Annotated in this window: 23 protein-coding genes and 1 pseudogene; 7 read left to right on the top strand and 17 right to left on the bottom strand. The window is 73.0% G+C overall.

All coding sequences use genetic code 11. From position 1 onward, the window contains the following. Positions 1 to 11: 11 nt before the first annotated feature. From OHQ87_RS22085 to OHQ87_RS22075, 3 genes are read right to left on the bottom strand one after another with little or no spacing between them, the layout of a single operon-like run. The gene (locus OHQ87_RS22085) at positions 12 to 236 is read right to left on the bottom strand and encodes a helix-turn-helix transcriptional regulator (protein ID WP_091244637.1); all 225 of its coding nucleotides are present in this window, start codon (positions 234 to 236) and stop codon (positions 12 to 14) included. Positions 237 to 244: 8 nt separating this feature from the next. Beyond that, positions 245 to 463 carry a helix-turn-helix transcriptional regulator gene (locus tag OHQ87_RS22080; RefSeq protein WP_328340719.1) on the bottom strand — a complete coding sequence of 73 codons (219 nt, stop codon included), beginning with the start codon at positions 461 to 463 and terminating at the stop codon, positions 245 to 247. 26 nt (positions 464 to 489) lie between these two features. Continuing rightward, positions 490 to 681: a hypothetical protein gene (locus OHQ87_RS22075; protein ID WP_091244640.1), complete on the bottom strand. Its 192-nt coding sequence runs from the start codon at positions 679 to 681 to the stop codon at positions 490 to 492. Between the two features lie 405 nt (positions 682 to 1086). Here OHQ87_RS22075 and OHQ87_RS22070 point away from each other — a divergent pair, with 405 nt between their 5' ends. Further along, a complete protein-coding gene (locus OHQ87_RS22070) occupies positions 1087 to 1359 on the top strand; it encodes a hypothetical protein (RefSeq protein WP_328340717.1) in 273 nt (90 codons plus the stop codon). 2 nt (positions 1360 to 1361) lie between these two features. Here OHQ87_RS22070 and OHQ87_RS22065 read toward each other — a convergent pair whose 3' ends face one another. From OHQ87_RS22065 to OHQ87_RS22035, 7 genes are all read right to left on the bottom strand, one after another. Then, positions 1362 to 3149: an ABC transporter ATP-binding protein gene (locus OHQ87_RS22065; protein ID WP_328340715.1), complete on the bottom strand. Its 1788-nt coding sequence runs from the start codon at positions 3147 to 3149 to the stop codon at positions 1362 to 1364. A gap of 4 nt (positions 3150 to 3153) precedes the next feature. Further along, complete coding sequence (locus OHQ87_RS22060) at positions 3154 to 5031, bottom strand: ABC transporter ATP-binding protein (protein WP_328340713.1); 1878 nt, start codon at positions 5029 to 5031, stop codon at positions 3154 to 3156. Between the two features lie 5 nt (positions 5032 to 5036). Next, on the bottom strand, positions 5037 to 6011 hold the full coding sequence (locus tag OHQ87_RS22055; protein ID WP_328340711.1) for a hypothetical protein: 975 nt from the start codon (positions 6009 to 6011) through the stop codon (positions 5037 to 5039). Positions 6012 to 6040: 29 nt separating this feature from the next. Continuing rightward, positions 6041 to 9493, bottom strand: coding sequence for an amino acid adenylation domain-containing protein (locus OHQ87_RS22050; RefSeq protein WP_328340709.1), 3453 nt, complete (start codon positions 9491 to 9493; stop codon positions 6041 to 6043). Continuing rightward, positions 9490 to 11277 carry a hypothetical protein gene (locus OHQ87_RS22045; protein ID WP_328340707.1) on the bottom strand — a complete coding sequence of 596 codons (1788 nt, stop codon included), beginning with the start codon at positions 11275 to 11277 and terminating at the stop codon, positions 9490 to 9492. Before OHQ87_RS22045 ends, OHQ87_RS22050 begins: the two co-directional genes overlap by 4 nt. A 483-nt stretch (positions 11278 to 11760) precedes the next feature. After that, positions 11761 to 12585 (bottom strand): SCO6745 family protein, encoded by an 825-nt coding sequence (locus OHQ87_RS22040; RefSeq protein ID WP_328348951.1) that lies wholly within the window; start codon positions 12583 to 12585, stop codon positions 11761 to 11763. A 142-nt stretch (positions 12586 to 12727) separates the two neighbouring features. Next, positions 12728 to 13387, bottom strand: a complete 660-nt coding sequence (locus OHQ87_RS22035) for an FKBP-type peptidyl-prolyl cis-trans isomerase (protein WP_328340705.1) — start codon at positions 13385 to 13387, stop codon at positions 12728 to 12730. Between the two features lie 116 nt (positions 13388 to 13503). Between OHQ87_RS22035 and OHQ87_RS22030 the strand changes: the two genes are divergently transcribed. After that, positions 13504 to 13635, top strand: coding sequence for a hypothetical protein (locus tag OHQ87_RS22030; RefSeq protein ID WP_328340704.1), 132 nt, complete (start codon positions 13504 to 13506; stop codon positions 13633 to 13635). A 101-nt stretch (positions 13636 to 13736) separates the two neighbouring features. Here the strand turns inward: OHQ87_RS22030 and ku are convergent, their stop codons facing one another. Then, positions 13737 to 14777: a non-homologous end joining protein Ku gene (gene ku / locus OHQ87_RS22025; protein WP_328340702.1), complete on the bottom strand. Its 1041-nt coding sequence runs from the start codon at positions 14775 to 14777 to the stop codon at positions 13737 to 13739. A gap of 85 nt (positions 14778 to 14862) precedes the next feature. Between ku and ligD (OHQ87_RS22020) the strand changes: the two genes are divergently transcribed. Both ligD (OHQ87_RS22020) and ligD (OHQ87_RS22015) read left to right on the top strand, forming a co-directional pair. Next, the gene (ligD, locus tag OHQ87_RS22020; protein ID WP_328340700.1) at positions 14863 to 15801 is read left to right on the top strand and encodes a non-homologous end-joining DNA ligase; all 939 of its coding nucleotides are present in this window, start codon (positions 14863 to 14865) and stop codon (positions 15799 to 15801) included. Then, positions 15794 to 16705, top strand: a complete 912-nt coding sequence (ligD, locus tag OHQ87_RS22015) for a non-homologous end-joining DNA ligase (protein ID WP_328340698.1) — start codon at positions 15794 to 15796, stop codon at positions 16703 to 16705. Before ligD (OHQ87_RS22020) ends, ligD (OHQ87_RS22015) begins: the two co-directional genes overlap by 8 nt. 70 nt (positions 16706 to 16775) lie before the next feature. On the opposite strand, the gene OHQ87_RS22010 is transcribed toward ligD (OHQ87_RS22015), so the two are convergent. The 3 genes from OHQ87_RS22010 to OHQ87_RS22000 all read right to left on the bottom strand — a co-directional run bounded on the left by OHQ87_RS22010 (position 16776) and on the right by OHQ87_RS22000 (position 19977). Continuing rightward, a complete protein-coding gene (locus OHQ87_RS22010; RefSeq protein WP_328340696.1) occupies positions 16776 to 19088 on the bottom strand; it encodes an esterase-like activity of phytase family protein in 2313 nt (770 codons plus the stop codon). 166 nt (positions 19089 to 19254) lie between these two features. Next, positions 19255 to 19536: an SCO0607 family lipoprotein gene (locus OHQ87_RS22005; RefSeq protein WP_176738948.1), complete on the bottom strand. Its 282-nt coding sequence runs from the start codon at positions 19534 to 19536 to the stop codon at positions 19255 to 19257. A 177-nt stretch (positions 19537 to 19713) separates the two neighbouring features. Continuing rightward, entirely contained in the window at positions 19714 to 19977 is a 264-nt protein-coding gene (locus OHQ87_RS22000) for a hypothetical protein (RefSeq protein ID WP_091244687.1), read from the bottom strand. A gap of 242 nt (positions 19978 to 20219) precedes the next feature. On the opposite strand from OHQ87_RS22000, the gene OHQ87_RS21995 reads away from it, so the two are divergent. Both OHQ87_RS21995 and OHQ87_RS21990 read left to right on the top strand, forming a co-directional pair. Next, positions 20220 to 20975: a TIGR03089 family protein gene (locus OHQ87_RS21995; protein WP_328340687.1), complete on the top strand. Its 756-nt coding sequence runs from the start codon at positions 20220 to 20222 to the stop codon at positions 20973 to 20975. Between the two features lie 106 nt (positions 20976 to 21081). Further along, positions 21082 to 21804 (top strand): hypothetical protein, encoded by a 723-nt coding sequence (locus tag OHQ87_RS21990; RefSeq protein ID WP_328340685.1) that lies wholly within the window; start codon positions 21082 to 21084, stop codon positions 21802 to 21804. 62 nt (positions 21805 to 21866) lie between these two features. Here OHQ87_RS21990 and OHQ87_RS21985 read toward each other — a convergent pair whose 3' ends face one another. Beyond that, positions 21867 to 22124 (bottom strand): hypothetical protein, encoded by a 258-nt coding sequence (locus OHQ87_RS21985; protein WP_328340683.1) that lies wholly within the window; start codon positions 22122 to 22124, stop codon positions 21867 to 21869. Further along, a pseudogene (locus OHQ87_RS21980) lies at positions 22121 to 22440 on the bottom strand (DivIVA domain-containing protein); the annotation flags it as partial. The gene OHQ87_RS21985 and the pseudogene OHQ87_RS21980, both read right to left, overlap by 4 nt. A gap of 464 nt (positions 22441 to 22904) precedes the next feature. On the opposite strand from OHQ87_RS21980, the gene OHQ87_RS21975 reads away from it, so the two are divergent. Further along, positions 22905 to 23114, top strand: a complete 210-nt coding sequence (locus tag OHQ87_RS21975; protein WP_328340681.1) for a winged helix-turn-helix domain-containing protein — start codon at positions 22905 to 22907, stop codon at positions 23112 to 23114. 220 nt (positions 23115 to 23334) lie between these two features. Here OHQ87_RS21975 and OHQ87_RS21970 read toward each other — a convergent pair whose 3' ends face one another. Next, positions 23335 to 23631 (bottom strand): hypothetical protein, encoded by a 297-nt coding sequence (locus tag OHQ87_RS21970; RefSeq protein WP_328340679.1) that lies wholly within the window; start codon positions 23629 to 23631, stop codon positions 23335 to 23337. Positions 23632 to 23930: the final 299 nt, after the last annotated feature.

Below are 23930 nucleotides of genomic sequence, written 5' to 3'. Positions count from 1 at the left end.
CCCCGGTCGAGTCAGCCCTGTTCGTCCTCGTCGGCTGGCGGCTTGGGACGGCGGTAGTCCCGGATGTACGCCTCGACGTCCGACCGCAGCCAGATCGCGCCGGCCTGCAAAATCTGGAAAGGGCGCGGGAAGTACGGCTGCAAGATGATCTGCCTGAACCGCGACCGGCTCACGCCGAGCATGTCAATGATCTCGCCCGGACCGACGAGCGGTCCCGGGACCTCAGGCTCACCCATGCGTTCCGTCAGCTTTGATCATCTTCGTCCGATGGTGGCGTGGGGCGGCGGTGTTCCCTGATCCACTCCTCGACGTCCTCGGCCAGCCACACCTTCATGCCGCGCAGCTCCCGGTAGGGCCTCGGGAAGGTGGGCCGGTTCGCGATCTGCTGGAACCGCGACCGGGAGACGCCCAGGCGTTGGGCGATCTCGTAGGGCCCCATCAGGTCGCCCGGCCCTCGGTCCATGTCCCGCACGTATGCCCCGGTGGGGGTCAGTCCTCGTCGGCGGGGCTGGGGCGGTTCGTGGCGATCCAGGCCCGGACGGCCTTGCCATCCCAGACGCGGCCCATCTTCAAGGTGACGAAGGGGTCGGGGAATCCCTTGCGGCCCACGATGATCGTGGCGCGCTGCTTGCTGATCCCGCCGAGCAGGTCGCGGATCTCATCCAGCCCGAGCAACTCCACAGCCTGACGCTATGGTCTGGCGCACTTGCATCAAACGGTAGCGGGAAAGGCAACGTCCTTGGGGGTTGCCCTCGTACAATATCGTGTGATGTGGTGGACCGATGACGAGCCACGGACCTGTTCTGCCTGTCTGGACGTGTGCCGGGTGTGAATCGCCCTGGCCATGTCCCACCCGCCGCCGGGAGTTGATCGCGGAGTACGACAACGCTCCGGTGTCCCTCGCCCTCTACCTGGGCGCGCATCTGGTGTCAGCCACGCAGGACATGGGCTGGGCTCCGGCTGGCGCTCTCCACCGCCGGTTCCTCGGTTGGCTGCCCAAGCCCAACCGGTCGGCCCGCCGACTCATGACCAACCAAAGGCCGTGGCCGGGTGGTGAGTCGTGACCGAGCAAGTGGGGGACCTGCGATGACGGCGCTCCGCGCGGGTGACCTGATCCAGGTGACGCGAGCGGCCAGCGTGCAGTTCGTCAAGCCCATCCGGTGCCGGGTCATCCGGGTGCTGGACTGGATCACCTACGACGGCTGGTGCTGGCTCGACGTCTACCAACTGAACGACAAGGGGGATGCCGTGGCCCGACGGTCGATCTTCGTACAGCCGGCGGGGTTGGTCGTCCACCGACGGACCGCCCCCGTGCCGGTCGGGCAGCAGCGGCGGCCCGCATCGAAGGTGCGGCCATGAACTCAGCGGTAGGCGGTGGCCTGGGTGGCGTAGAGGGTGGCATAGATCCCGTCGAGGCGGATCAGTTCGTCGTGGGTGCCCATCTCGCGTACCCCGCCGTCGCCGATCACGATGATCAGGTCGGCGCTGCGGACTGTGGAGAGCCGGTGCGACACGAAGACCGTGACCCCGCCGCTGTCGGCGGCGACCCGGGCCGCGCCGTCGGCATACCGGGCGAACAGCCGGTGCTCGGCCTCGGCGTCCAGCGCCGACGCCGGTTCGTCGAGCACCATCAGCAGCGGGGCGTCGCGCATCATCGCCCGGCCGAGCGCGAGCTGCTGCCACTGCCCGCCGGAGGCGTCCACCCCGCCGTCGGCGTGGCTGCGCCCCAGCCGGGTGTCCAGCCCGTACGGCAGCCGGTCGACGACGTCGCTGTGCGCGCGGGCCAGGCCGGTGCGTACCGCGTCGTCGTCGGTGGCCCGGGGCAGGTCGCCGATGCCCACCGCCAGCCGGGCGGTCAGCTCCGGGCGGGCGTAGTCCTGGAACGCGGCGGTGGTCCGCTCCCGCCAGGCGGCGAGGTCGAGGTGCCGCAGGTCGACGCCGTCGACCTCGATCGCGCCCCGGTCGGGCTCGTAGAACCGGTTGAGCAGCTTGACCAGCGTGGTCTTGCCGGCGCCGTTCTCGCCCACGATCGCCACCGTGCAGCCGGCGGGCAGCAGCAGGTCGACGTCGCGGAGCACCGGCCCGGCCGCGCCGGGATAGCCGAAGGTGACGTTCCGCAGGCGGATGCCCTCCAGCAGGCGTGCGGGCGGGCGCAGCGGGGTGGCCGGCGCGTCGGGCGGCGGCACCGGCTGCGGCACCAGCTCACGCACCTCGTCCAGCCGGCGCAGGGACCGGCCGCTGCGTACGAGCTGCTGGGTGATCGTCACGGCGGCAGCCACCTGCTGGTTGAGCTGCGAGGCGAGCAGGATGGCCAGCACCACGTCGCCGACGTCCGCGTGGCCCCTGATCGCGTCGTGGACGACCAGGACCAGCGCGGCGACGTACCCGAGGCCGAACACGCCCTGCCCGGCCGCGCGCCACCACCCGGCGGCCAGCTCGCCCCGCCAGATCCGGGCGGTGGCCCGCCGCCAGTGCCCGGCGTAACGCTGTTGCAGGTGCCCGACCAGGCCCAGCAGCCGCAGCTCCTTGGCCGAGGCCGCGTCGGTGGTCAGTTCGAACAGGTGCCGGGCCTGCCGGGTGTCGACGATGCTCTCCTCGCGCGCCCGGTCGGCGGCGGCCTGGGCCCGCCGCGCCGCCAGCACCGGCAGGGCGGCAAGCAGCGGCAGCAGCACCAGCGCCGGGTGGACCAGGGTGAGCAGCACTGTGGTCAGCAGCAGGCTGACGGCCAGCGAGCCGCCGGTCAGCAGCGCCTGCAACCCCTCGCCGATGCGCTGCAACTCGTCCTGGGCCAGGGCCATCCGGTCGGCGCTGTCGGGCCGCTCGTGGTGGTCGAGGTACGGGGTGTCGTTGCTGATCCCGATGAGCTGCTCGTCGGTGCTGAGCACGTTGAGCTCGGACACCTCGAAGTAGCCGATGTGGGCGAAGTGCGCGCAGGTGAGCGCCGCGATCGCGGCCACCGCGACGGCCAGGCCGGACCAGGCGGCCGTCCCGGCGTGACCGGCAGCCGCCGCGTTGGTGAGGTGCCGGAGCGCCACCGCGGCCAGCGGCAGCGCGACCGCGTTGCCCGCCATCAGGGCCAACGCCACTGCCATCTTGCGGCGGTCCTGCCGCCACGACAGCCGCATCAGCCCGGTGATCGCCGTCAACATCGCCTCACCCCGGTACCTGTGTCAGCGGGCTGTCGTCGGCGAAGCGCTCCGCCTGGAGGGCGAACATGGCGGCGTACCGGCCGCCCGCGGCAACCAGCTCGTCGTGGCTGCCCTGCTCGACCACCTGCCCCTGGTCGAGCAGGACGATCCGGTCGGCCAGCCGGACGCTGGACAGCCGGTGCGAGATGAGGATCGTCGTCCGGCCCCGGGTCAGCTCGGCGAACCGGCCGAAGAACTCGGCTTCGGCGCGTACGTCCAGCGCGGCGGTGGGCTCGTCGAGCACGAGCACGGTGCTGCCGTGGTAGAGCGCGAACAGGGCACGCGCGATGGCGATCCGCTGCCACTGCCCGCCGGACAGGTCCAGGCCACCCTCGTAGGCCCGGGACAGCACCGTGTCCAGGCCGTCCGGCAGGGCGTCGAGGGTGTCGAGCAGCCCCGCCGCCTCCGCCGCGCGCAGGATCCCGGCCCGGTCGTCGAGGTGTTCGACCGCGCCGAAGCCGATGTTGGCGGCGGCCGAGAGTTCGTAGCGGACGAAGTCCTGGAACACCACGGCGATCCGGCGTTGCCAGTCCCGGGCGGGCAGGTCGGCGAGGTCGACACCGTCGGCGCGTACCGTGCCGGCGCCTGGCGAGTAGAGCCGGGCCAGCAGCTTGACCAGGGTGGTCTTGCCGGCGCCGTTCACGCCGACCAGGGCGGTGCACCGGCCGGCGGGGATGTGCAGGTCCAGGCCGTCGAGCACCGGCCGGGCCGCCCCGGGGTAGCCGAACCGTACGCCTGTGAAGTCGATCGCCGGGGCGACGGTGGCGGACGGTCCGGCCGCCCGGCCGGTGTCGGCCGGTTCGGCGTAGCGGTCCATGGCCCGTTCGAACGCCGTCACGGCCGTCTCGGCGTTCATGCCGTACTGGGTCTGGGTGTCGGAGTCCGGATAGAACTCGCCAAGCCGGATCAGCGCCATCACCGCCTGGAGCACCAGCGCCAGCCCGGCCAGGCCGATCACCCCGTCGGCGGCGCGGGCCCCGGCCAGCGCCAGCACGGCAGCCACCCCGACCAGCCCGACGGCCGTGTACCCCAGGTAGGGCCGCAGGTAGATGCGCCGGCGCTCGGCCCACACCGGGGCCAGCGCGCGGCGGTAGACCTGCCGGTAGCGCTCGGTCAACCAGCCGGTCAGGCCGAAGACGCGCAGCTCCTTGGCGGCAGCCGGGCCCATCGCCAGCCCGCGCAGGTAACGGCTCTCCCGGCGCAGGTCCGCGACGTCCCGGATCACCCGGGCGTAGCGGCGTAGCCCACCGCGCTGGCCGTGACGGAACAGCAGCACCACCACCAGCATCGCCAGCGCCGCCCACGGCCCGAGCACCGCCGCGACCACCACCGTGAACCCGACGACCTGGGTGTACGGCCCGACCAGCGCGATCAGCCCGGCGTACGCCGCCCCGGGGGTGCGGAACGCGAACCGCAGCTCGTGCCCGGCCTCGCCCAGCTCGTCCAGGACCGCCGGGTCCTCCAGCGGGGTGATCTCCCGCGTCGACAGTGACGCGGCGATCAGCCGCCGGTACATGTGCCCGTCGACCCGTCGGGCGAGCTGCTCGGCGACGGCCTTCTGCGCCGCCTCGGCCAGTTGCAGCGCGATCAGCGCCGCACCGGCGACGGCCAGCGGCCACCACACCTCGCCCTGCCCGGCGGTGCCGTGCAGCACCGGCCCGATCCGGCCGACGGTGGTGCTGACGGCGAGCGCGAACCCGACAGGCAGCACCCCCCGGGCCACGCTGAGCGCGAGCGCGACGGCACTCCAGCCCGGCCCGGCGGCGGGGAACAGCCGGGCGATGCGCAGTCGGGCGAGTGCGGCCTCGCGCAGCTGCCCGGTACCGGCGGTGGAGGTGGCCATCGGGGTCAGCCGAAGACCCTGTCCCGCAGCGGCGCGGGCAGGTCCAACTCCTGGACACAGCTGTCCACCGAGACCTGGTAAGACCCGACCACCTCGGGGCTGTCCGCCACGGCCAGCTCCGGCTCGGTGAGGACGGTCACCTGCCGGTCCCGGAAGCGGTACTCGTCGGCGTTGCCGTGCAGGCCGGGCACGACGTACGGCTCCGGCTCGACCGGGTTGTGGATCTTCGACTGGTCGGAGTTGAGATCGCCGGCCGCGCCCCAGCCGGTGAGCATCTCCGGCCGGTACAGGTGGCCGATGCCCAGGCGCGAGAACAACCGCGACACCGTCTCCTCCGGGAGCCGACTGCACTCGTACGGGAAGTGCGTCACCGCCAGCCCCTCGGCCTCGGCGTAACGGCGCATCCGGGCGTAGTTGAGGGTGCTCAGCACGAAGTTCTCCACCACCCGCTCACGGCCGATCTTCCCCTCCCACTTGGCCATCCACGAGTCGAGCGAGGCCCGGGGCTGCCGGTCCAGCACCAGCAGGCGCAGCCGGTCGACCGGCCAACCGGCCTCGATCAGGCAGCGGGCCGGGTTGAACAGCGCCTCGAACGGCACGTACGGCCCGGCCATCTCCTTGGCGAACAGCACCGGCTCGCCGTCGGGCAGCTTCCACGGCGAGCCCTCGCCGCCGGTCAGCGCGAACCGGCCGATGGTCTTGACCGGCTGGTAGTAGGCGGCTGCCCGCGCCATGCCGAACAGGTTGGTCACCGCCGTCGAGCCGACCCGGCAGCGTCCCCAGCCGAGCACCAGCAGCGGGTAGTCGGCCGGGCGCCGACCGGCGAACCCCTCCCGCAGGGTGCGCACGATCTGGGCGGTGACCTCGTCGACAGTGGTGGTGACGACCTGGTAGCGGCCGTCGGGCGGCAGGGGGGTGCCGGTGAGCGCGGCGTCGTCGTCGGCGGCGAGTCGGTGCAGCAGCGGGTACGGGTCGGTCATCGAGGCTCCTTGCGGTGGGGGTGGGAGGGTCAACCGAGGTCCAGCAGTGCGGCGACGTCCCGGACCTGCACCGGTCGCAGCACCGCCTCGGACAGCAGCGTCTCGATGCCCCGCAGCGCCCGCAGGCAGGTGGCCGCGGGTACCCGCCGGGTGTCGGCCAGCAGGTGCAGCGCGCAGCCGCCGGCCAGGTGGGGCATGGCCAGGAAGAAGGTCATGTCGTGGCGGGCGACGGCGGCGATCTGCCGGACGGTGGTGTGCGCGGCCAACTCCGTCAGCGTCGCGCGGTCGGGCGGGCCGGCCGGCACGTCGAAGTCCCGGCCCATCCGGGCGTCGTTGAAGTAGACCGACAGGTCGGCCTGCGCGCCCTCGGCCGCGATCAGGTCGTCCAACGCGTCCGGCGGGTAGGTGGCGTGGAAGTAAGACTCGGTCGAGTCGCGGTAGCAGCGCCGGACGGCGTCGTCGAGGTCGCCGTCACCGACGTCGAAGACCAGCAGCGCGTTCTGCGCGATGCCGGTGGCCAACTCCCGCTGACGGGGGGTGTTCCGGTTGCCCGCGATCAGCTTCACCACGGCCCGGTCCCGGCCGGTCAGCGCCGTCTGGACCAGCAGCGCGGCGGTCAGCACCACTGTGGACGAAGACGCCCCGGTGCGTTCGGCCAGCGCGGCGGCGGCGGTGGCCACGGCGGTGGACTCCATCCGCCAGGTGACGACGGGCAGCGCCTCCCCGTCCTGCTCCGGCCCGTCGAAGATCCGGTGCGGCACGTCGGGCAGGCGGGCCCGCCAGTAGGCAAGCGACTGGTGGGCGCGGCGCTGCCCGGCCGGTGAGGCCTCGTAGCCGGCCTGGTCCACCGGCTGCCAGCCCGGCGCGGGCAGGGTCCGCTCACCGTCGACCAGCGTGCGTAGGTCGGCCAGCAGCAGCTCCAGCGACCAGCCGTCCAACGCCACGTGCGACGCGGCCACGGCGACGGCCTCGACGAGGCCGTCGACGCGCAGCAGCGCCCACCGGACCGGCCACTCCCGGTCCAGCGCGAACGCGGTACCGGCCAGCTCGGCGGCGGCGGCGTCGGCCGCCTCCGGCAGCGCGTCGCCGGTGGTGTCGCGCACCAGCGGCGGGTACGCCCCGTCGGCGCGCAGGTGTTGCCGGGGGCCGTCGGCGTGGTCGGTCATCAGGGTCCGCAGCACCTGGTGCCGCAGCACCAGCTCCGACCAGGCGGCGGTGACCCGCTCGGCCGGGACCGGGGCGGTCAGCCGCAGCACCCGCCTGATGTTGAAGTCCCGGCTGGCCTCCCCGAACCACTGCATGGGCCGGTACATGGCCGCCTGACCCCAGGTCAGCGGCGCGGAGGCGGTGGACGCCCCGGAGAACCGCGCCTGGACCGCCGCCCCGGGCACCTCCGGCCGGCCGACGTCGGTACGGGTCGGCGGCTCCACGGGCTCCACGGTGGACACCTCCGGTGCCCCGGCGGTCGCCGGGTCGTGGCCGTCCACCACGGCGGCCAGGGCACGCACCGTGCGGCGGTCGAACAGGTCGGCGATGCCCACCGGCAGGCCCAGCTCCTCGTCGAGCCGGGTGACGACCTCGACGACCTGCATGGAGTCGCCGCCCAGTTCGAAGAAGTCGTCGTCGACGCCGAGCCGGTCCACCCGCAGCACCCCGGCGACCACGCCCGCCACCGCCGTCTCCAGCTCGCCGCAGGGTTCGACGTACGCGGTGCTCAGCGCGGGCCGCACCGTCGGTACGGCGGGCAGCCGGCGGGTGTCGACCTTGCCGTTCGGGGTGAGCGGGTACTGCGCCACGTACCGGAACCGGCTCGGGACGGACGCCTCCGGCAGCAGCCCGGCGGCGTGCGCCCGCAGCTGCGCCTCGGTGGGCGGCAGCTCGTCGTCGGACCGCAGGTAGGCGACCAGGCGCAGGTCGTGGCCGTCGGGTTCGGCGATCACCACCGCCTCGGCGACACCGGGGCAGCGGCGCAGCGCGTCCTCGACGGCTGGCGGTTCGACGCGCTGACCACGGATCTTCACCTGCCGGTCGGCGCGGCCGAGCACGTCGAGCACCCCGTCCGGTCCCAACCGGCCGAGGTCCCCGGTGCGCAGCAGGCGTGCCCCACCGCCCGCCGGGTGCGGGATCCACCGCTGGGCGGTCAACACCGGCTGGCCGTGGTAGCCACGGCCGACGACGGCCCCGCCCAGGCAGATCTCGCCGGTCTCGCCGAGCGGCACGGGCTGGCCCTCCTCGTCGAGGATGTGCACCTCGGCGTTGGGGATGGGTGCGCCGACCGGCAACCGCCGACCGACCGTACGGTCCGTGCCGATCCAGTACCAGGTGGCGCCGACGGTCTCGCTCATGCCGTAGTGGTTGCCGAAACCGGACTTCGGGCTGTTGCTGATCCACCTGTCGAACTCGGGGGTCAGGTACAGCGGCTCGCTGCCGATCATGACCTGACGGGCGACGTCGTCCACCCCGCCCAGGGCGGTCATCGCCCGCACGTGCGACGGGGTGAGCTTCAGGAAGCCGCACGGCGCGGCGGCGGTCAGCGCGATCAGGTCGTCGAAGGCGACCGGCTCCGGTGCGACCTCCAGCTCCCAGCCCGCGACCAGGGCGGTGAACAGCGTCATCACCGAGCCGACGAAATAGAGCGGGGCGTGCAGCACGGCCCGCTCCTGCGGCTGGAAGGCGAACTCCTCGGCGCACCAGTGCACGTAGTTGACCAGTTGCCGGTGGGTGCCGAGCACCCCCTTGGGTGCCCCGCTGGTGCCCGAGGTGTACATGACGAACGCCAGGTTCTCCACCCGGCAGCCGCCGTCGCCGTCGCCGTCGTCGCCGAGCCGGTCGGGCAGGTCCGTCACGTCGAGTACGGCCGCCGGGTAGCCGGCGGGCACCAGCCCTCGCTGCCCCGGTCCGACCAGCAGCACCGGGTCGCCCGCGTCCGCAAGGATCCGGGCCCGCCGGTCCGCCGGATCCTGGACGGACAGCGGCAGGTACGCCGACCCGGCCGCCAGCACCGCGAGGATCGCCACCACCGCGTCCACCGACCGGGGCAGCAGCACCGCGACCGGCGTCTCCGGCCCCGCACCGTGCGCCCGCAGCACCCGCGCGGTGTGCCGGACCCGGGTCAGCAGGTCGCCCGCGGTGACCTCGGCCCCCGCACAGCGCACCGCGACGCGCCCGGGATCGGCCGCCAGCGCCCGGTCGACGAGGACGTGCAACGGTGCCTGGCCGAAGGAGCGGCGCGGGCCGGTGGCGACCGACCGCACCGCGTCCACCGTGGCCGGCGCCGCCGTGACGGCCCGGCCGGGAACGCCCGCGGTGGTACGCAGTGAGGCGGGCCGCAGGTCGGTCCAGTGCGCGGCGATGTGCGCCAGACACGCCTCGACCGCCCCGGTGAACACCGTCGTCCAGCCGCCCGGCAGGGCCCGGTCGGTCGGCCACACCGAGTACTGGTCCTCGTCGTTGACGACGACGTGGAGCGGGCGGGGGCTCACGCCATCCCGCCGACCGGCTGCGCGGTCGCGGTCAGCCGCTCGACGGGCACGTGCCAGGCGCTCTTCGCATACCAGTCGCCGCCGAACGCGGTGATCGTCGGGGTCCAGCCGTCGTGGGCTTCGGCGTAGCCGGCGATCTCCCGCCAGAGTACGTCCACAAGCGCCGAGTACCGGCAGGCGATCCGCAGGTCGTCCAGGGTGAACGGTGGTCCGTCCATGCGTACCAGCCGGATGTCGAACGCGCCCCGGTACTGCCGTCCGGAGACGGTGAGCGGTTGCTTCCACATCGCCGCGCCGGGCGCCCGCAGGGTGTAACGGACGCGGGCGGTGCTGTGGCCGCCGTGGCGCAGGTCGCCCCACTCGCCGATGTCGGGCACCAGCGGTGGGAAGAAGTAGTGCCGTTGGCGGGGCACCTCGACCCGGTCGAAGTTGCCCGGCACGAAGTGCCAACGGTTGTACATCATCCGTTGCGCGACCTGCCACAGGATGTCGGTGACCGCGTCGGTGGGCAGGTCGACGGCCATCGCGGGGCTGGGCAGCACGCAGCAGAAGAAGTCCGGCTTCTTCAGGCCCGCCACCTCCTCACCGTACTGACCGGCCGGTCCGTCCAGTCGGGACAGGTCGCGGATGCCGCTGGACATGCCGTAGTCGGCGCGGGCATCGACGACCGCGCCCAGCACGAGGCCCTCCAGGATCCGGGTCAGGTCGTGCTCGTCGCCGCTGCGGTGCGCGGTACGCAGTGCGGCGGCGGTGGCACGCCGTACCCAGGCGGCGGGGTCCTCGCCGTCGTCCGGCCCGGTCGGGGCGCCGGTCAGGGCGGGCAGCTCCCGGGGCAGCTCGGTGTGACCGCGCTGCTCCTGCGCCCACGGCAGCAGGTACTCGTCCTTGGCGTAGGTCAGCCCGTTGACCCGCCGGTACCGCATGTGACCGCCGCCGTCGACGCGTTCGACCAGGTCACCGGCGAGCGCGGCCAACTCGGTCAGGGTCGCGGTGCTGAGCTGCCCGGTGACCGGCTCACCGAGCACCCCCAGGTACGCGGCGCAGCGGGTGGTGAGCACCCGCCGCAGGCCGACGGCGCTGAGCTGGCGGCCGTTGAACTCCTCGAACCGGACCGCCCGGCCGGTGCGGAACAGCAGCTGGATGGCGGCCACGAACAGCCGCTCCTCCGGGCTCCAGTCGGCAGGTGGACGGCCGCGCAGCGCGGGCAGCACGCCGTCGCGGATGAGGGTGCTGGACCCGGAGTCGGAACGGGAGAACACCCGACGCCGGACGTAGACCAGGACGGTCTCGACGCGCTCGACCCAGTCGATGACCTCCTCCAGCCGTTCGGCCAGGCTGCCGTCGGCGTGCCAGGTGTGCAGCAGGTGATCGAACTCGTAGCGCTGGTGCTCCTCCTCGGCCTCGGCCGCCAGGCACTCCTCGTCGAGCATCTCGACCAGCCACCCGGGCAGCGCGAGCTCGGCCACGACCTCCTCGGTCGGCAGGTCACCCCGCGCCGGTTCGTGCACGGTCAGCTTGCCGAGCGCCGAGTGGCACAGCACGAACGGGGCGGGCGGCACGTCGACCCCGGGTGGTGTCAGCCGCAGTTCCTGCCGGCCGAGCAGGTGCCGGACGATCGCCTGCTCGCGCAGGGTCAGACCGTCGAAGGCGGACCGGAAGGGCACCTTGCCCGCCATGGTGAGCAGGCGGAGAACCGCCGTCTGGGCGCTCCCGCCGAACAGCTCTGCGGGGTCGCGCACGTCGCGTAGTTCCTGGCTCCATTGGTCGGTCTTCGTACGTCGCACGTTCCTACCTTTCGCGACCGGGCAGGCCGCGGCGTGCGCGGGAGCCGGCTCGCGCGACGGCCACCGTCGCGGTGGTCGAGGGGCTCGTGGCGTCCGGCAGCCGACCTGGAAGTGGAGGGTCCGTGACGGTGCCACGGCGGGTAGGAGACGACATTCCACCCCGACGTGGGAGCGCTCCCGACGCCGCAGTCTTACCGAGGTTAATAGATGTGTCAATATCGCGTCGATGGCCGCGGCGACCGGGTCGATCCGATGGCGTTCGGCAGCGGTCGACCAGCCCACCGTGCGGCTGAACGCTCAGCCCGGTTCGGCGGCCACCACCGGATGACGGGCCGCGACCCGGGTGGTCAGGAGCGCCGGGTGGTCAGGAGCGCCGGGTGGTCAGGAGCGCCGGGTGGTCAGGAGCGCCGGGTGGTCAGGAGCGCCGGGTGGTCAGGAGCGCCGGGTGGTCAGGAACGCCGGGTGGTCAGGAACGCCGGGTGGTCAGGAACGCAGGGCGGGCAGCCCGACGGGGTTGTCCGGGGGGATGACTGTGTGACAGGCGCGGGCGACCGGGTCGAGCAGTTCGCGGAGCCGATCGGTGCGGTCCGGGCCGAGGGCCTGCCACGGGCGCGTGGCGGCGCGGTCGGTGGCGTCCTCGACGGCCCGGAAACCGCTGTGCCCCGCCTCGGTCGGCTCGCCGTCGCCGGTCAGCCAACCCCGGTCGACCAGCCTGGCCCTGGCCCCGGCCCACTGCTCCGGGGTCCAGCCCCGGCCGAGCAGGTGCTCCGCCGGCCGGTCCACCGCGACCCGGAAGGCCAACGTCTCGACCGGGTCGAGACCGGCGGCGACCAGGGCGGCCACGTGCCCGTCGCCCCGGTGCTCGCGCAGCGTGGTGGCCGCCTGCCAGAGGCGGGCCAACGGGTAGTCGCCGCGCGGCAGGGCGGCGTTGGCCGCGCCGAGCACCCGCCCGCCGGTGTCGGCCCCGACGGCCGCCACCTCCAGCAACTCGGCCGCCTCGGCCAGGTGCGCCTCGGGTAGTTCGTAGGTGAGTTCGGCAAGCGCCTGCACGGCCCCGGTGAGCCGGGCGCGCAACGCCTCCTCGGGGGTGGCCAGCTGCCACACGGCAGGCAGCGCGCGGCTCACCATCGACGGGGCGAAGGTGAAGAAGGCCGCGATCACCGGGGCGGCGTCGACCGGGCCGAGCGGGGCGGCCCGGCCGGCGAAGTAGCCCCGCCAGTAACCGCGCAACCCGATCGCCTCGTGGGCGGCGCGGACCCGGGGATGGAAATAGGTGATCGCGTGCAGGGGTTCGACGTACGTCCACATCAGCCGGGCGGTCTGCCCGGGAACGTCAAGCGCCGGCACGCGCACCTCCGCCGTCGGTGAGGGGTCACCGTGCGCGGACCGGCCGCTCACGGTGACCCCGAACCTACTGCTGGTAGGTGTCGGGCCGGAAGACCCCTGTGGTCTACTGCACCGCCAGCACGTCGACGATGAACCGCAGCGGGCCGGCCGGTGCTCCCGGACGCTGCGGCTTGTCGCCGTACGCCAGGTCGGCGGGGATGTCGAGCTGGACCCGGCTGCCCACGGTCTGGCCCTGCATGCCCTGGTCCCAACCCGGGATGACGTTGCCCTGGCCGAGGCCGAAGCTGAACGGCTCGGACCGCTTCCAGGAGGCGTCGAACTCCTCACCGGTCTTGTACGACACACCGACGTAGTTGACGGTGATCTGCTGGCCGGCCTGGGCGGCCGGGCCGGTGCCCCGGATCAGCGGGGTGGCCTTCAGCCCGGTCAGCTCGCCCTCGCCCTTGGTCGCCTGGGGCTTGGTGCACAGCGCCTGGTCGGCACCCTCGGGCAGCTTGGGGAAGTCACCCGCGCAGCCGACCGGAGCCGCCGCCGGCTTCGGGTCGTCCTTCTCGCCGTTGCGGACCACCACGAACACCCCGACGATCACCGCGATGACGGCCACACCGGCGACGGCGCCCAGCCACGCCTGCCGGCGCTTGCGCGCCTCGGCGGCCTTCTGCGCCGCCAACTGGGCGGCGAGCCGCCGCTGTGCCTTCGTCTCCTGGCCCTGGCCCTGGCCCTCGCCCTGGTCTGCCGGACGGTTCTCCGTACGCTCGCTCACGTCCTCGACTCCCTGCTGATGTGGGTGGCCGGCCCGGCGACCCGGTGCCGTGGCCAGCGCACACGGTACCCGGATAGATGCCGTGGGTGGGCGGTCGCCCGCCACCATGTCCCCGGATGCGACACGGCCCCCCGTTCCTCCCGATTTCCGGCGGGTGCCACGGGCAGGACACCTACCCGTTCCGGCGGCCCGGCGAGGAGCGGGTGATCGTCCGGATCACGCCCACCCAGAAGCTCGGTATGGGCTGACCGACGGGACGGACCCCGGCGGGACGGCTGCGTCGCGCCGGGCGTCGTGGCACCGCGGAGTCGGCCACGGGTGGCTCTCCGGCACCCGCCGGGGCACCCGGTCAGGCGCTCCTGCGCGGGGCGGTCTTCTTCTCGGTGGTCTTCTTGGCGGGTGCCTTGGCGGCCTTCTTCTCCGGGGTCTTCTTCGCGGCGGTCTTCTTCGCCGGTTCCGCCTTCTTCGCGGGGGTCTTCCTCGCGGCGGCCTTGCCGGCCGGGGTCTTCTTCGCCGGCTCGGCCTTCGCCCCCGGGCTCCCGGCCGCCTGCTTGGCCGACCGGGCCGACGAGATGGGCGTCGGCTCGCCGGCCCCGCCTGCCGGTGCCTCGCCCCGGGCGACCCGGGCCCGTTCGACGGACGCCTTCAACGCCGCCATCAGGTCCACCGCGGCGGCCGGCGCGGCCTCCTCCTCCGCCGGCTGGACCACCTCGCGGCCCTCCACCTTCGCGTCGATGACCTCCTGCAACGCCGCCCGGTAGTCGTCGGTGAAGGCGTCCGGCTGGAACTCGCCGGCCATCGAGTCGATCAGCGAGGCGGCCATCGCCAGCTCCGGCGGGCGGACCTTCAGGTCCTCGTCCAGGAAACCGAAGTCGGGGGTGCGCACCTCGTCGGGCCAGAGCATCGTGTTGAGCAGCAGGACCCCGTCGCGGACCCGCAGGGTGGCCAACTGTTCCCGCTGGCGCAGCGCCACCTTGACGATCGCCACCCGCTCCGAGTCGGCAAGCGCGTCGCGCAGCAGCACGTACGGCTTGGTGGCGGTCCCCTCCGGCTCCAGGAAGTACGCCTTGTTGTAGAGGATCGGGTCGACCTGCTCGGCGGGGACGAACTCCAGCACGTCGATCGCCCGGGAACTGGTGAGCGGCAGGTCGGCGAAGTCGGCGTCGGTCAGGATCACCATCTCGCCACCACCGAGGTCGTACCCCTTGGCGATGTCGTCGTAGCTGACCTCCTCGCCGCAGACCGAGCAGGTGCGCTTGTAGCGGATGCGGCCGCCGTCGTCCCGGTGCACCTGGTGGAACCGGATGTCCTTCTCCTCGGTGGCCGAGTAGAGCTTCACCCCGATCGAGACCAGCCCGAACGACACCGCTCCCTTCCAGATCGCCCGCATCCCCTGCTCCTCTCCCCGATCTGACCAGGATCGCAAACGATCGAAGCCACCGCACCCGCTTCCGTGCCCAACTACAGTCGGACAGGTGCCCGGCGCGCCGTTGAAGCCGATGCTCGCGATGACCGGGCCGCTCCCGGTGGGTGCCGGCTGGGCGTACGAGTTCAAGTGGGACGGGGTACGCGCGCTCGCCGACCTGGTCGGCGGCCATCCGCACCTGTACGCCCGCTCCGGCGTGGAGATCACCGCCGCGTACCCCGAGCTGGTGACCCTGGCCGAGCAGGTCGACGACGCGCTGCTCGACGGCGAGGTGGTCCTCTTCGACCCGGCCGGGCAGCCCTCGTTCACCGCCCTGGCGGAGCGGATGCACGTGCGGGACCGGGCGAAGGCGGCCCGGCTGGCGGCGACGATCCCGGTCACGTACATGATCTTCGACCTGTTGCGCTGGCGCGGCGAGGACCTGACCGGGCGGCCGTACCACGAACGGCGGGCGGCGCTCGACGGCCTGGGGTTGGGGGCGGCGCGGTGGGCGGTCCCGCCTTTCTTCACCGACGGTGCGGCGACCTACCAGGCGGCCGGCGAGCACGGGCTGGAAGGGGTGATGGCCAAGCGGGTCGGGGCCGCCTACCGACCGGGGGTGCGCTCGGCGGACTGGGTGAAGGTCAAGCTGGAGGTGACAGGCGACTTCGTGGTCGGCGGCTGGCGGCCCGGCGTCCGGAAGATCGGTGGGCTGCTGGTCGGGGTGCCGCGCCCGGACGGGCGGCTCACCTACCGGGGGCGGGTCGGCGGCGGGATCGGCGCGGCCCTGGAACGGGAACTGCTGCGCGAGCTCGAACCACTGCGCGCCGACAGGTCGCCGTTCGCCGGGGACGTGCCGCGCGAGGATGCCCGGGGGGCGATCTGGGTGACCCCCCGGATCGTGGTGGAGGTCAAGTACGGCCAGCGCACCCCGGACGGGCGGCTGCGGTTCCCCCGGGTGCTGCGGCTGCGCCCCGACAAGCCACCCGGGGAGGTCGAGGATGCCTGAACGGGTGCGGGTCGAGGTGGACGGCCGGGCGCTGGACCTGTCCAACCTGGACAAGGTGCTCTACCCGGAGGCCGGTTTCACCAAGGGCGAGGTGATCGACTACTACACCCGGATCGCCCCGGTGTTGCTGCCGCACCTGGCCGACCGGGCGTTGACCCGGATCCGCTTCCCCAACGGCGTCACCGGCGGCTCGTTCTTCGAGAAGAACGCCCCGGCGGCAACCCCCCGTTGGGTACGCACCGAGACGCTGCCCGTCCCCGGGTCGAGCAGGGGCCGGGAGACCATCGACTACGTGGTCGCCGACGACCTGCCCACCCTGGTCTGGCTGGCGAATCTCGCCGCCCTCGAACTGCACACCCCGCAGTGGCGGATCGGCACCCACCCGGATCTGATGGTCGTCGACCTCGACCCCGGGCCGCCGGCATCGTTGCGACAGTGCTGCCAGGTGGCGGTCCTGATGCGCGACCGGCTCACCCTCGACGGGGTGCGGGCCTATCCGAAGACCTCCGGCAAGAAGGGCATGCAGCTCTGCTGCCCCATCGGCGGCACCCAGGACGCCGAGGTCGTCTCCGGCTACGCCAGGCGGATCGCGCAGGAACTGGAGCAGACGCACCCCGGCCTGATCGTGTCGAGGATGGCGAAGAACCTGCGGCCCGGGAAGGTCTTCATCGACTGGAGTCAGAACAACGCGGCGAAGACGACGGTCGCGCCGTACTCGCTGCGGGCGCAGTCGACCCCTGCGGTGTCCACCCCGCTGACCTGGGACGAGGTCGAGGCGGGGGCGGCGGGGAAACGGCCTTCGGCGAAGCCGTACACCGCAGGGGAGGTGTTGCGGCGGGTCGAGAAGTCGGGGGACCTGCTCGCCGCGCTGCTCGACGGCGGCCCCGAACTGCCTGCGGCGTGAACGGCCCTGTGCCACGCCGCAACGGCCCGGCCGCCCCGGGTGAACCGGGTGGCCGAGCCGTCGCATCGGATCAGCGGGCCCCGAAGACCTTCCGGTAGGTGCCGAGGCGCAGCAGCACGGTCTCGCCGGTGGCGTCCAGCACACCGTCGTTGTCGGTGATCGCGTACACCTGACCGTCGCCGCCGACGGTCAGCCCCTCCAGCTTCTCCTGGGTCCAGCCGTCGGTGGCCCGCAGCGCCGGCAGCACGTCCACGGCGAGCGTCTTGGGCAGCACCTGGAGCGGGCCGTCGGCGGCCGGACCGGTCGGCAACGGCACCGTGTAGATCCGCTTGACGGCGGCGGCCGGGCCGTTGAGCTTGTCCCGTTCGATCACGGCGAGCCGGTCACCGACCACGGTGATCTCGGAGAGCCCGATCCAGTCCCCGGGGACGCTGGTGCTCGACAACTGGTAGCCGAACCAGCTCCAACTGTCGGCGGTCACGTCGTACCGGCCGATCCGGACGACGCCTGTCGGGTCGGTGGCGACCTCACGCTGGAGCACCGCCCAGACGATCTCCCGGCCGTGCCGGTCGGTGCCGGCGGCGACCCCCTCGAAGCCCTGCTTGCCCAGCCCGGCGGCGACCTGGGCCGGCAGCGGCACGGTCTGCTCGGTCCGCCCGTCGCCGTTCAACCGGACCAGCCTGTTCTCGCTGCCCTCCGCGCCCTCGACGGCGAGCCAGAAGCCGCCCTGCGGCCGGGCGGAGATCCCCTCCGCGTCGTACCCGACCGGCTTGCCGGCCGCGTCGGTCACGGTCGTCGCGGCGGTGACGACCGCCGGCGACCTCCGGGTGTCGACGGTCAGGATCCGGGTCGGGGTGTACGCGGCGTCGGTGACGCTGTAGAGCTGCTGCGGCCGGCCCGGCACGGCGGACAGCGCGCCGAGCGCCCCCCAGCCGATCGGCGCACCCGACGCGTCGTCGGCCGAGACGATGCTCGGGAAGCCCGGCTTCTGCTCACCGAGCCGGTAGAGCGACACCGAGGCGCGGACACCCACCGAGGCGTCGTCGGTCTCGCTGGAGACAGCGAGCAGGTCCCGGGAGGGGATGGGGAGCAGCCCCTCCGGGCCGTTGGTGGTGGGTAGCACCTGGCGCAGCACCGGGGCGGTGGGCCGGGTGAGGTCGTAGACGGCGACGAAGTTGCTCCGCTCCGAGCCGACGAACGCGTACCGCACGCCGTGGTACTCGGCGATCGCCACCCCCTCCGGCTCGGTGCCCTTCTTCGCGGCCCGGTCGTTGTTGTGCAGCCCGTAGCGGACGGCGAGGCGCTCGAAGGTGTTGCCGGCGTCCCAGACCACCTGGCCGGTCCGGCTGTCGAAGATGGACCAGCCCCGGGTGCCGCCCCGCCAGTCGCCCTCGTTGGCGGTGGCCAGGTAGCGGTCGTTGACCCAGGCCACCGCGTCGGGCTCGCGGGGGACGTCGGTGATCGATCCGGTCAGGTCGATCCGGCCGTCCTTGACCGTGTCGATGCCGTCGACCGAGGCGGTGCCTGCGCTGAAGGCCCGGGTGATCCGGCCGGTGGGCAGGTCCACCAGGACGACGCCGTTGTTCTCCTGGAGGGTGACCGCGAGCTGGTTACGTTCGTTGATCGAGACGTACTCGGGTTCCGGGTCGGTGGGCTCGGTGATCCCGGCGGCGGCCAGCACCGGCAGCGCCCGGCCGTCGGGGCCGGTCAGCGGCACGGTACGCAGCTTCCACCGCTGCGGGGTCGTCTTCCCGTCGAGGTCGATCAGCTGGACGAAACCGGCCGGCGCCTGCGGCAGGTCACCCTTCTTGCGGCCGGGCGGGGTGGCGTCCTCGTCCCGCTCGTTCTCGATGGCGATCGCCGCGTACCGCTCGTCGTGGCTGATCGCGATGGAGTCGGGCTGGCCGCCGAGGTCGATGCTGCGGACCCGCTGCCGGGTGGCCAGCTCGATCACGTCGAGGCGACCGGAGGGGGTGGTGTAGCCAGCGCTGGTGTTCACCACGACCAGCACGTACCGGCCGACGATCGCCACCGAGGTCGGCTCGTCCTCGGCGTCGCCGAGCTGGGCCAGGGCGAGGGTGCCGAGGCCGCGCGGCTGGTCCGGCTTGCCGATGTCGAGAAAGCCGATCCGCCGGGCCGCCGCGTCGGTGTAGACCAGGGTACGGCCGTTCGGGCTGACCGCGGAGATCTCGGCCACCGTCGCGGTGGCCGGGTCCTCGCCCTCGGGCCGGTTCTGGAACACCGGGTAGGTGGCGGTGCGGTCGAAGTTGAGCTTCCGGTCGGGGTACTGCTGCTGGGCGGCGCTCGCGGTGCCCGGGGTGGTCAGGGCGGCCACCGTCAGGCCAGCCACCACCGTCGAGGCCAGCACTCTTCTCGCTGTCACTGCTCCTCCGAATGTCGATTCGGAGGGAGGCTGGCAGGTACGACCGAGCGTAGGTTGACCGTCGGGTGAACGACCGGCGACACGCCGGCGGTGAGCTGGCTCGCCGGCCTCGTCGCTTCGGCCCGTCTTCCCTGGTCGAAGCGGTGGCCGGGCGGGGCCGACCGGGTCACCTGTCGATGACGGCGCCGTTCGCGTCGATGCCGTGGTCCCGCCAGTAGACGTCCCACTCGTCGTCGACGTGCTGCGGCACCTTGCCCTCCGGATAGCGGACGTAGGGGGAGGTCGGTTCCTGCCCGTCCGGGAAGCAGGCGCTGCCGCCCTGCCCGCCCACCGCGATCGCCGGGTACTGGCCATCGCCACAGATGTTCTCCCGGTAGCCGCAGCCGCTGGTCACCATCAGCCCGCTCAGTCCGACCCCGGCAAGAGCCATCATGATCCGCATTCGCATGTGGTCCATCCTGGTCGCGGTGACGACCACTGTCATGCGTACGCGTACTCAACCCGGTGGGCCGGAGATCCCCCGCGTGCGAGGGGTGTCCCTGTCGGTCCGGTCCTGCTCCCTCGCACGCGGGGACGATTCCTCGGATTCGCCGGTGCCGCGCCCTGATCCGGTCGCCCGGTGGTCCTAGCCGGGCTGCCAGGCCCGGAAGTACCAGCCGTTGTACTGGCTGTCGGGCAGGGTGCGGTACACGCAGCCGCCCATGACCTCACCACCCGCGCTGACGACATCCTGGCGGAAGAGTTCGCACTCGTCGTAGGTGGCGAAAGCGCCGTTCCAATCGAATGGCACGGCGGCGGCCGGGGCCGGCTGGACCGTGAAACTGACGGCTGCGGCTGCGGTGGCGACCACCGCGAGGCGGGTGAGCCTGCGGCGGAACGGCTGTGGCATGGCGAGTCCTTCCGGAGTGGTGAGGAGCCTGCCCGACGATCCTAGATTGACGTCCAGCGATCGGTGATCCGCCATTCGGGCAGCCCGGAACGGTCGGTGTCGGGGAATCTCCCCGTCGCTGTCCGCCGGTCGCGGAACCGTTCACCAACCCGGCAACCCGGCTCTGGTGGCGGCCGTCGCTGGGCCTTTCGGTGGCGGTTGGGCCCGGTAGGGTGAGGCGATCCGTCCGGACAGGAGGCCCGATGGCTGCCCCGCTTGCCGTCACCCCGTCGACCGATGTGCCTGAGCAGGTGGATCGGCCGTTGCTGACCTATTGCGACGACGCGACAGGCGAGCGGACCGCGTTGACCGCGAGTCAGCTCGGTGGTTGGGCGGCGCGCACCGCCGGGCTGCTGCGCGACGGGTGCGGGCTGGGGCCGGGCAGCCGGGTCGCGGTGCTGTTGCCGCCGCACTGGCGTACCGCTGCGGTGTTGCTCGGGGCCTGGTCGGTGGGGATGGCGGTGTCGTTCCGGCCGCGCGCCACCGCCGGGTTACCGGTGCTCGAACCGGGCGGCGACCGACCGTACGACGCGGTGTTCGTCACTCCGGAGCGCCTCGACGACTGGCTGGAGGACGTGCCCGACGGGGTGCACCGCTACCTGGTCGGCACCGCCCCCGGGGCGCTGGCCGACGTGCCGGTGGGCTGGCTCGACTGGTCCGCCGAGGTGCTCCGGCACACCGACACCCCGCCCGACTACGCCGCCGTGCACCCCGCCGCCCCGGCGACCCCCGACGGCACGAGCTACGCCGTCTGGGGACGCCTCGCGAAGGAGGTCGCCGCCCAACTCGACCTGCGCCCCGGCGACCGCCTGCTGGTCGACGCCGCCGAACACGAACAACCGGTGAAGTGGCTGCTCGCCCCCCTGGCAGCCGGCGCGTCCGTGGTGATCTGCGCCAACCTGGACCCCGCCGGGTCGGCCGGCCGGATGGCCGCCGAGCAGATCACCCGGGTGCTCTGAACACACCACGTAGGGGAGTCCCCTGAGGACGGACGCCAGCGCTCCGGGTCGTACGACCGGGAATTCTCCGGTGGTCGGCGGTGCGGGTCGGTGACAGCGTTGCGTCATGGTTTCCCGACCCGTACGGCGCTGGCGTCAGCTCGTGGTCTGGCTGCACGTGGTCACCTCGGTGGGTTGGATGGCCCTGGCCCTGGTGCTGTTCGTGCTGCTGGTCACCAGCCGGACCACGCCGAGCCCGGCGGTGGCCGTGAGCGCCACCTCGATGGCCCAGTTGCTCGACGGCCGACTGCTCGCCCCGCTCGCCAACGCCTCGGCGTTCACGGGTTTCATGCTCGCCGCCGCGACCCCGTGGGGGTTCTTCCGGCACTGGTGGGTGCTGGTGAAGTTCGTGATCACCCTGGTCCAGCTCTATCTGGGCATCTTCATCCTCAGCGGGGTCCTGGCGGACACCGCGTCGGCGGCGCGGAGCGCGGCGACGGCAGCGGAGGGCGCAGCGGTGGCGGTCACCGGTGCGGCGGGGCCGGCCCTGCCCATAGCGGCCGGTTCGGCGTTGATGGCCGGCGCGATCGCCTTCCAGGCCTGGGTGTCGATCGCCAAGCCCTGGTCGACGACCCGGTGGATGCCGGCGGACCGCCGGCAGGTCTCCGCCTCCACGGCACCCCGCTGGGTGTTCGTGGCCACCGTCGTCGGTGTCGCGGCGGACCTCACCGTCGCCACGGTGCTCGGCCATCCGGCCCCGCTGGTCTCCCTGACGATCCTGGCCACCTGGCTGGTGGTACGCCGTCGCCGCCGGGCGGCGACGGCGGTGCCGGCCGGCGCGACCGCCTGAGCCCACCGTGCTCGACGCTGCTACCGGTCGAGATGGGCGTGACCCGGGTGAGCCGGGCGTTCTCACCGTCGCCAGGGCACCCGCCGGGTGCAGGGCGCGGTGTGGTCGACCGGCAGCGCACACCGGCCGCCGGGCAGCGGCCGGTCACAGAAGACCCAGTGGTGTACGCCCTGCTGGTCCTCGGCCGACACGGTCACCCCGCCGGGCTCGACCCGGGCGCTGAGCCGGGCCAGCACCCGGGCGGCGGTGCGGGCGAAGATTCGGGCGCGCAGCAGGTCGGGCGCGGTGACCGGCAGATGGATGACCCATCTGCCGCTCATCGGTAGCGGTGGTTCGCGGACTGGGCACCCTGCCACGCGCGCAGCGCCCTCCGGATGCGGACGTTCTCCTCCTGTGCCGCGACCAGGGCGGTCTGGGCGACGGTGAGTTCGTCGGCCACCCGGTGCAGGAAGGCGCGGATCTCGGCGGGGTCGACGCCGCGCCGACGGAGGTTGAAGCAGCGCTCGCGGATCTGCCAGGGGCGCAGCGGGGCCGGACGCACCGGCGTCGTGCCGGGCTGTGTGGCGCCGGGCTGTGTGGCGCCGGGCTGTGTGGTGCCGGACTGTGTGGTGCCGGACTGTGTGGTGCCGGACGGTGTGGCGCAGGGCCGTGCCGGGTGGGTCGACGGTCGGTCGATCGGCATCGGTGGTCGTGGGGCGTGGGGCCGGCGGGTCAGCCGGCGGAGCAGGTGGCGCACGGGGTGACCGCCCTTCGGAGAGGCCGCAGGTGGTTGGGGGAGGGGTGGCCCCGGCCGCTTGCGATCGGCGGGGCCACCCCTGCCGCCACCCGCCGGGCAGGTGGCAGCGCCGCGCCGGGGGAGCGCGGAGGGCGAGGTTCCGGTGGCGATGCGAGGCCGGTACGAGAGGTGCCAACCGACCGCAACAGCACCGCATCACCGACAGTGACGCTACGACCACCGAGTCACCTATGTCAAGCATGTCTTTGAGTCAGCAACCCACCTATGTCACCGCTGCTACGTGCGTTGCCTCTGCCGCAATCACTGATCGATACTGGGCGTGCCAACCGACTGCAAGGGGCCCAGCGTGCCTATCCCGCCCACCATGGACGAGTTGCTCGACGACTTGCTGAGAAAGATCAAGGAGGGGCGCTACCCTCCAGGCTCTCAGCTCCCCTCGGGGCGGGACCTGGCGGATGCCTACGACGTTTCGCAGTCCACGATCAGTCGTGCGGTGGCAAGGCTGCGGGAGCAGGGTGTGTTGGTCGGGCGGCCGGGGCGCGGTGTGTTCGTGGCGGAGTCCACCCGGCGCTGACCGGCTGCGGTGCTGGCGCCTGATTGGGGCGTAGTGGGCGACGATCCTGAGCGCCGCAGGGCGACAGTCCGACGGCTGCGGTAGTGGTGGCCGAATGGGGCTGGCCTGATTTTCCGCCCTCTGATCGACTCGGTGGGGGCGAGGTAGCGGTGTCCGATGCGGTTCGATACCGCTACCCTCGCCTCCCCTGAGATGATCATGCGGCGCGTGCCGGGTGGGGTCAGCAGGTGGTGTTGCCGGCGGGGACCCAGCCGTCCAGGGACGGGTCCTCGGCACCGTGGCCGTAGATCCAGCTGTCGTTGTCCTCGGCCCAGCCCTGGCCGTGCCAGCGGAACCCGCGCCCGGCGGTCAGGGTGCGCAGCACCTGGCCGTGCGGTGCCGTGCGCAGCCAGGTGTTCTGGGTGAGGTTGCACAGGTAGCCGGGCGCGTCGCTGGCCGAGGCCGGCGTGGCGGCCACGGCGGTGCCCGGGCCGACGACGATCGCGATCGTCAGGGCGTGCAGAAGTCGGCGTTTCACTCGGATTCCCTTCGACGTGCCGGCGTCGATCGTCGACTGTGGACACAGTACCGGCAGGGTGCGACGACCACCGGCGGGATGCGACGGCCGTCGGCCGGGCGGGACGGCCACCGTCGGGGTGCGACGGCCCCCGGTCGGGCGGGACGGCCCCGGCTGGGCGGGCCGAGGAGTTGCCGGCCGAATCGTTAACGCCATCAGCTCCAAAGGACGCACGAGGGACAACCCACACCCGCCGCCCGCAGGGCGAGGGGCCAGCGCAACGGGGCCCGGGCGCGCGAGGGGACCAACGCACCCGGACC

Origin of the sequence: Micromonospora sp. NBC_00421 (genome assembly GCF_036017915.1) — a bacterium.
Taxonomy (GTDB): domain Bacteria; phylum Actinomycetota; class Actinomycetes; order Mycobacteriales; family Micromonosporaceae; genus Micromonospora.
This window is presented reverse-complemented; position numbering and strand designations above follow the sequence as displayed.

Coding starts and splice junctions, on each gene's coding strand:
- OHQ87_RS21985 (WP_328340683.1), bottom strand. CDS start 22,124: ATGAGCGGCAGATGGGTCATCCATCTGCCGGTCACCGCGCCCGACCTG.
- OHQ87_RS22070 (WP_328340717.1), top strand. CDS start 1,087: ATGACGGCGCTCCGCGCGGGTGACCTGATCCAGGTGACGCGAGCGGCC.
- OHQ87_RS22080 (WP_328340719.1), bottom strand. CDS start 463: ATGGACCGAGGGCCGGGCGACCTGATGGGGCCCTACGAGATCGCCCAA.
- OHQ87_RS22060 (WP_328340713.1), bottom strand. CDS start 5,031: ATGGCCACCTCCACCGCCGGTACCGGGCAGCTGCGCGAGGCCGCACTC.
- OHQ87_RS21995 (WP_328340687.1), top strand. CDS start 20,220: ATGGCTGCCCCGCTTGCCGTCACCCCGTCGACCGATGTGCCTGAGCAG.
- OHQ87_RS21975 (WP_328340681.1), top strand. CDS start 22,905: ATGGACGAGTTGCTCGACGACTTGCTGAGAAAGATCAAGGAGGGGCGC.
- OHQ87_RS22065 (WP_328340715.1), bottom strand. CDS start 3,149: ATGTTGACGGCGATCACCGGGCTGATGCGGCTGTCGTGGCGGCAGGAC.
- OHQ87_RS22085 (WP_091244637.1), bottom strand. CDS start 236: ATGGGTGAGCCTGAGGTCCCGGGACCGCTCGTCGGTCCGGGCGAGATC.
- ku (WP_328340702.1), bottom strand. CDS start 14,777: ATGCGGGCGATCTGGAAGGGAGCGGTGTCGTTCGGGCTGGTCTCGATC.
- OHQ87_RS22000 (WP_091244687.1), bottom strand. CDS start 19,977: ATGCCACAGCCGTTCCGCCGCAGGCTCACCCGCCTCGCGGTGGTCGCC.
- OHQ87_RS22040 (WP_328348951.1), bottom strand. CDS start 12,585: ATGTGGACGTACGTCGAACCCCTGCACGCGATCACCTATTTCCATCCC.
- OHQ87_RS21990 (WP_328340685.1), top strand. CDS start 21,082: ATGGTTTCCCGACCCGTACGGCGCTGGCGTCAGCTCGTGGTCTGGCTG.
- ligD (WP_328340698.1), top strand. CDS start 15,794: ATGCCTGAACGGGTGCGGGTCGAGGTGGACGGCCGGGCGCTGGACCTG.
- OHQ87_RS22030 (WP_328340704.1), top strand. CDS start 13,504: ATGCGACACGGCCCCCCGTTCCTCCCGATTTCCGGCGGGTGCCACGGG.
- OHQ87_RS22005 (WP_176738948.1), bottom strand. CDS start 19,536: ATGCGAATGCGGATCATGATGGCTCTTGCCGGGGTCGGACTGAGCGGG.
- OHQ87_RS22055 (WP_328340711.1), bottom strand. CDS start 6,011: ATGACCGACCCGTACCCGCTGCTGCACCGACTCGCCGCCGACGACGAC.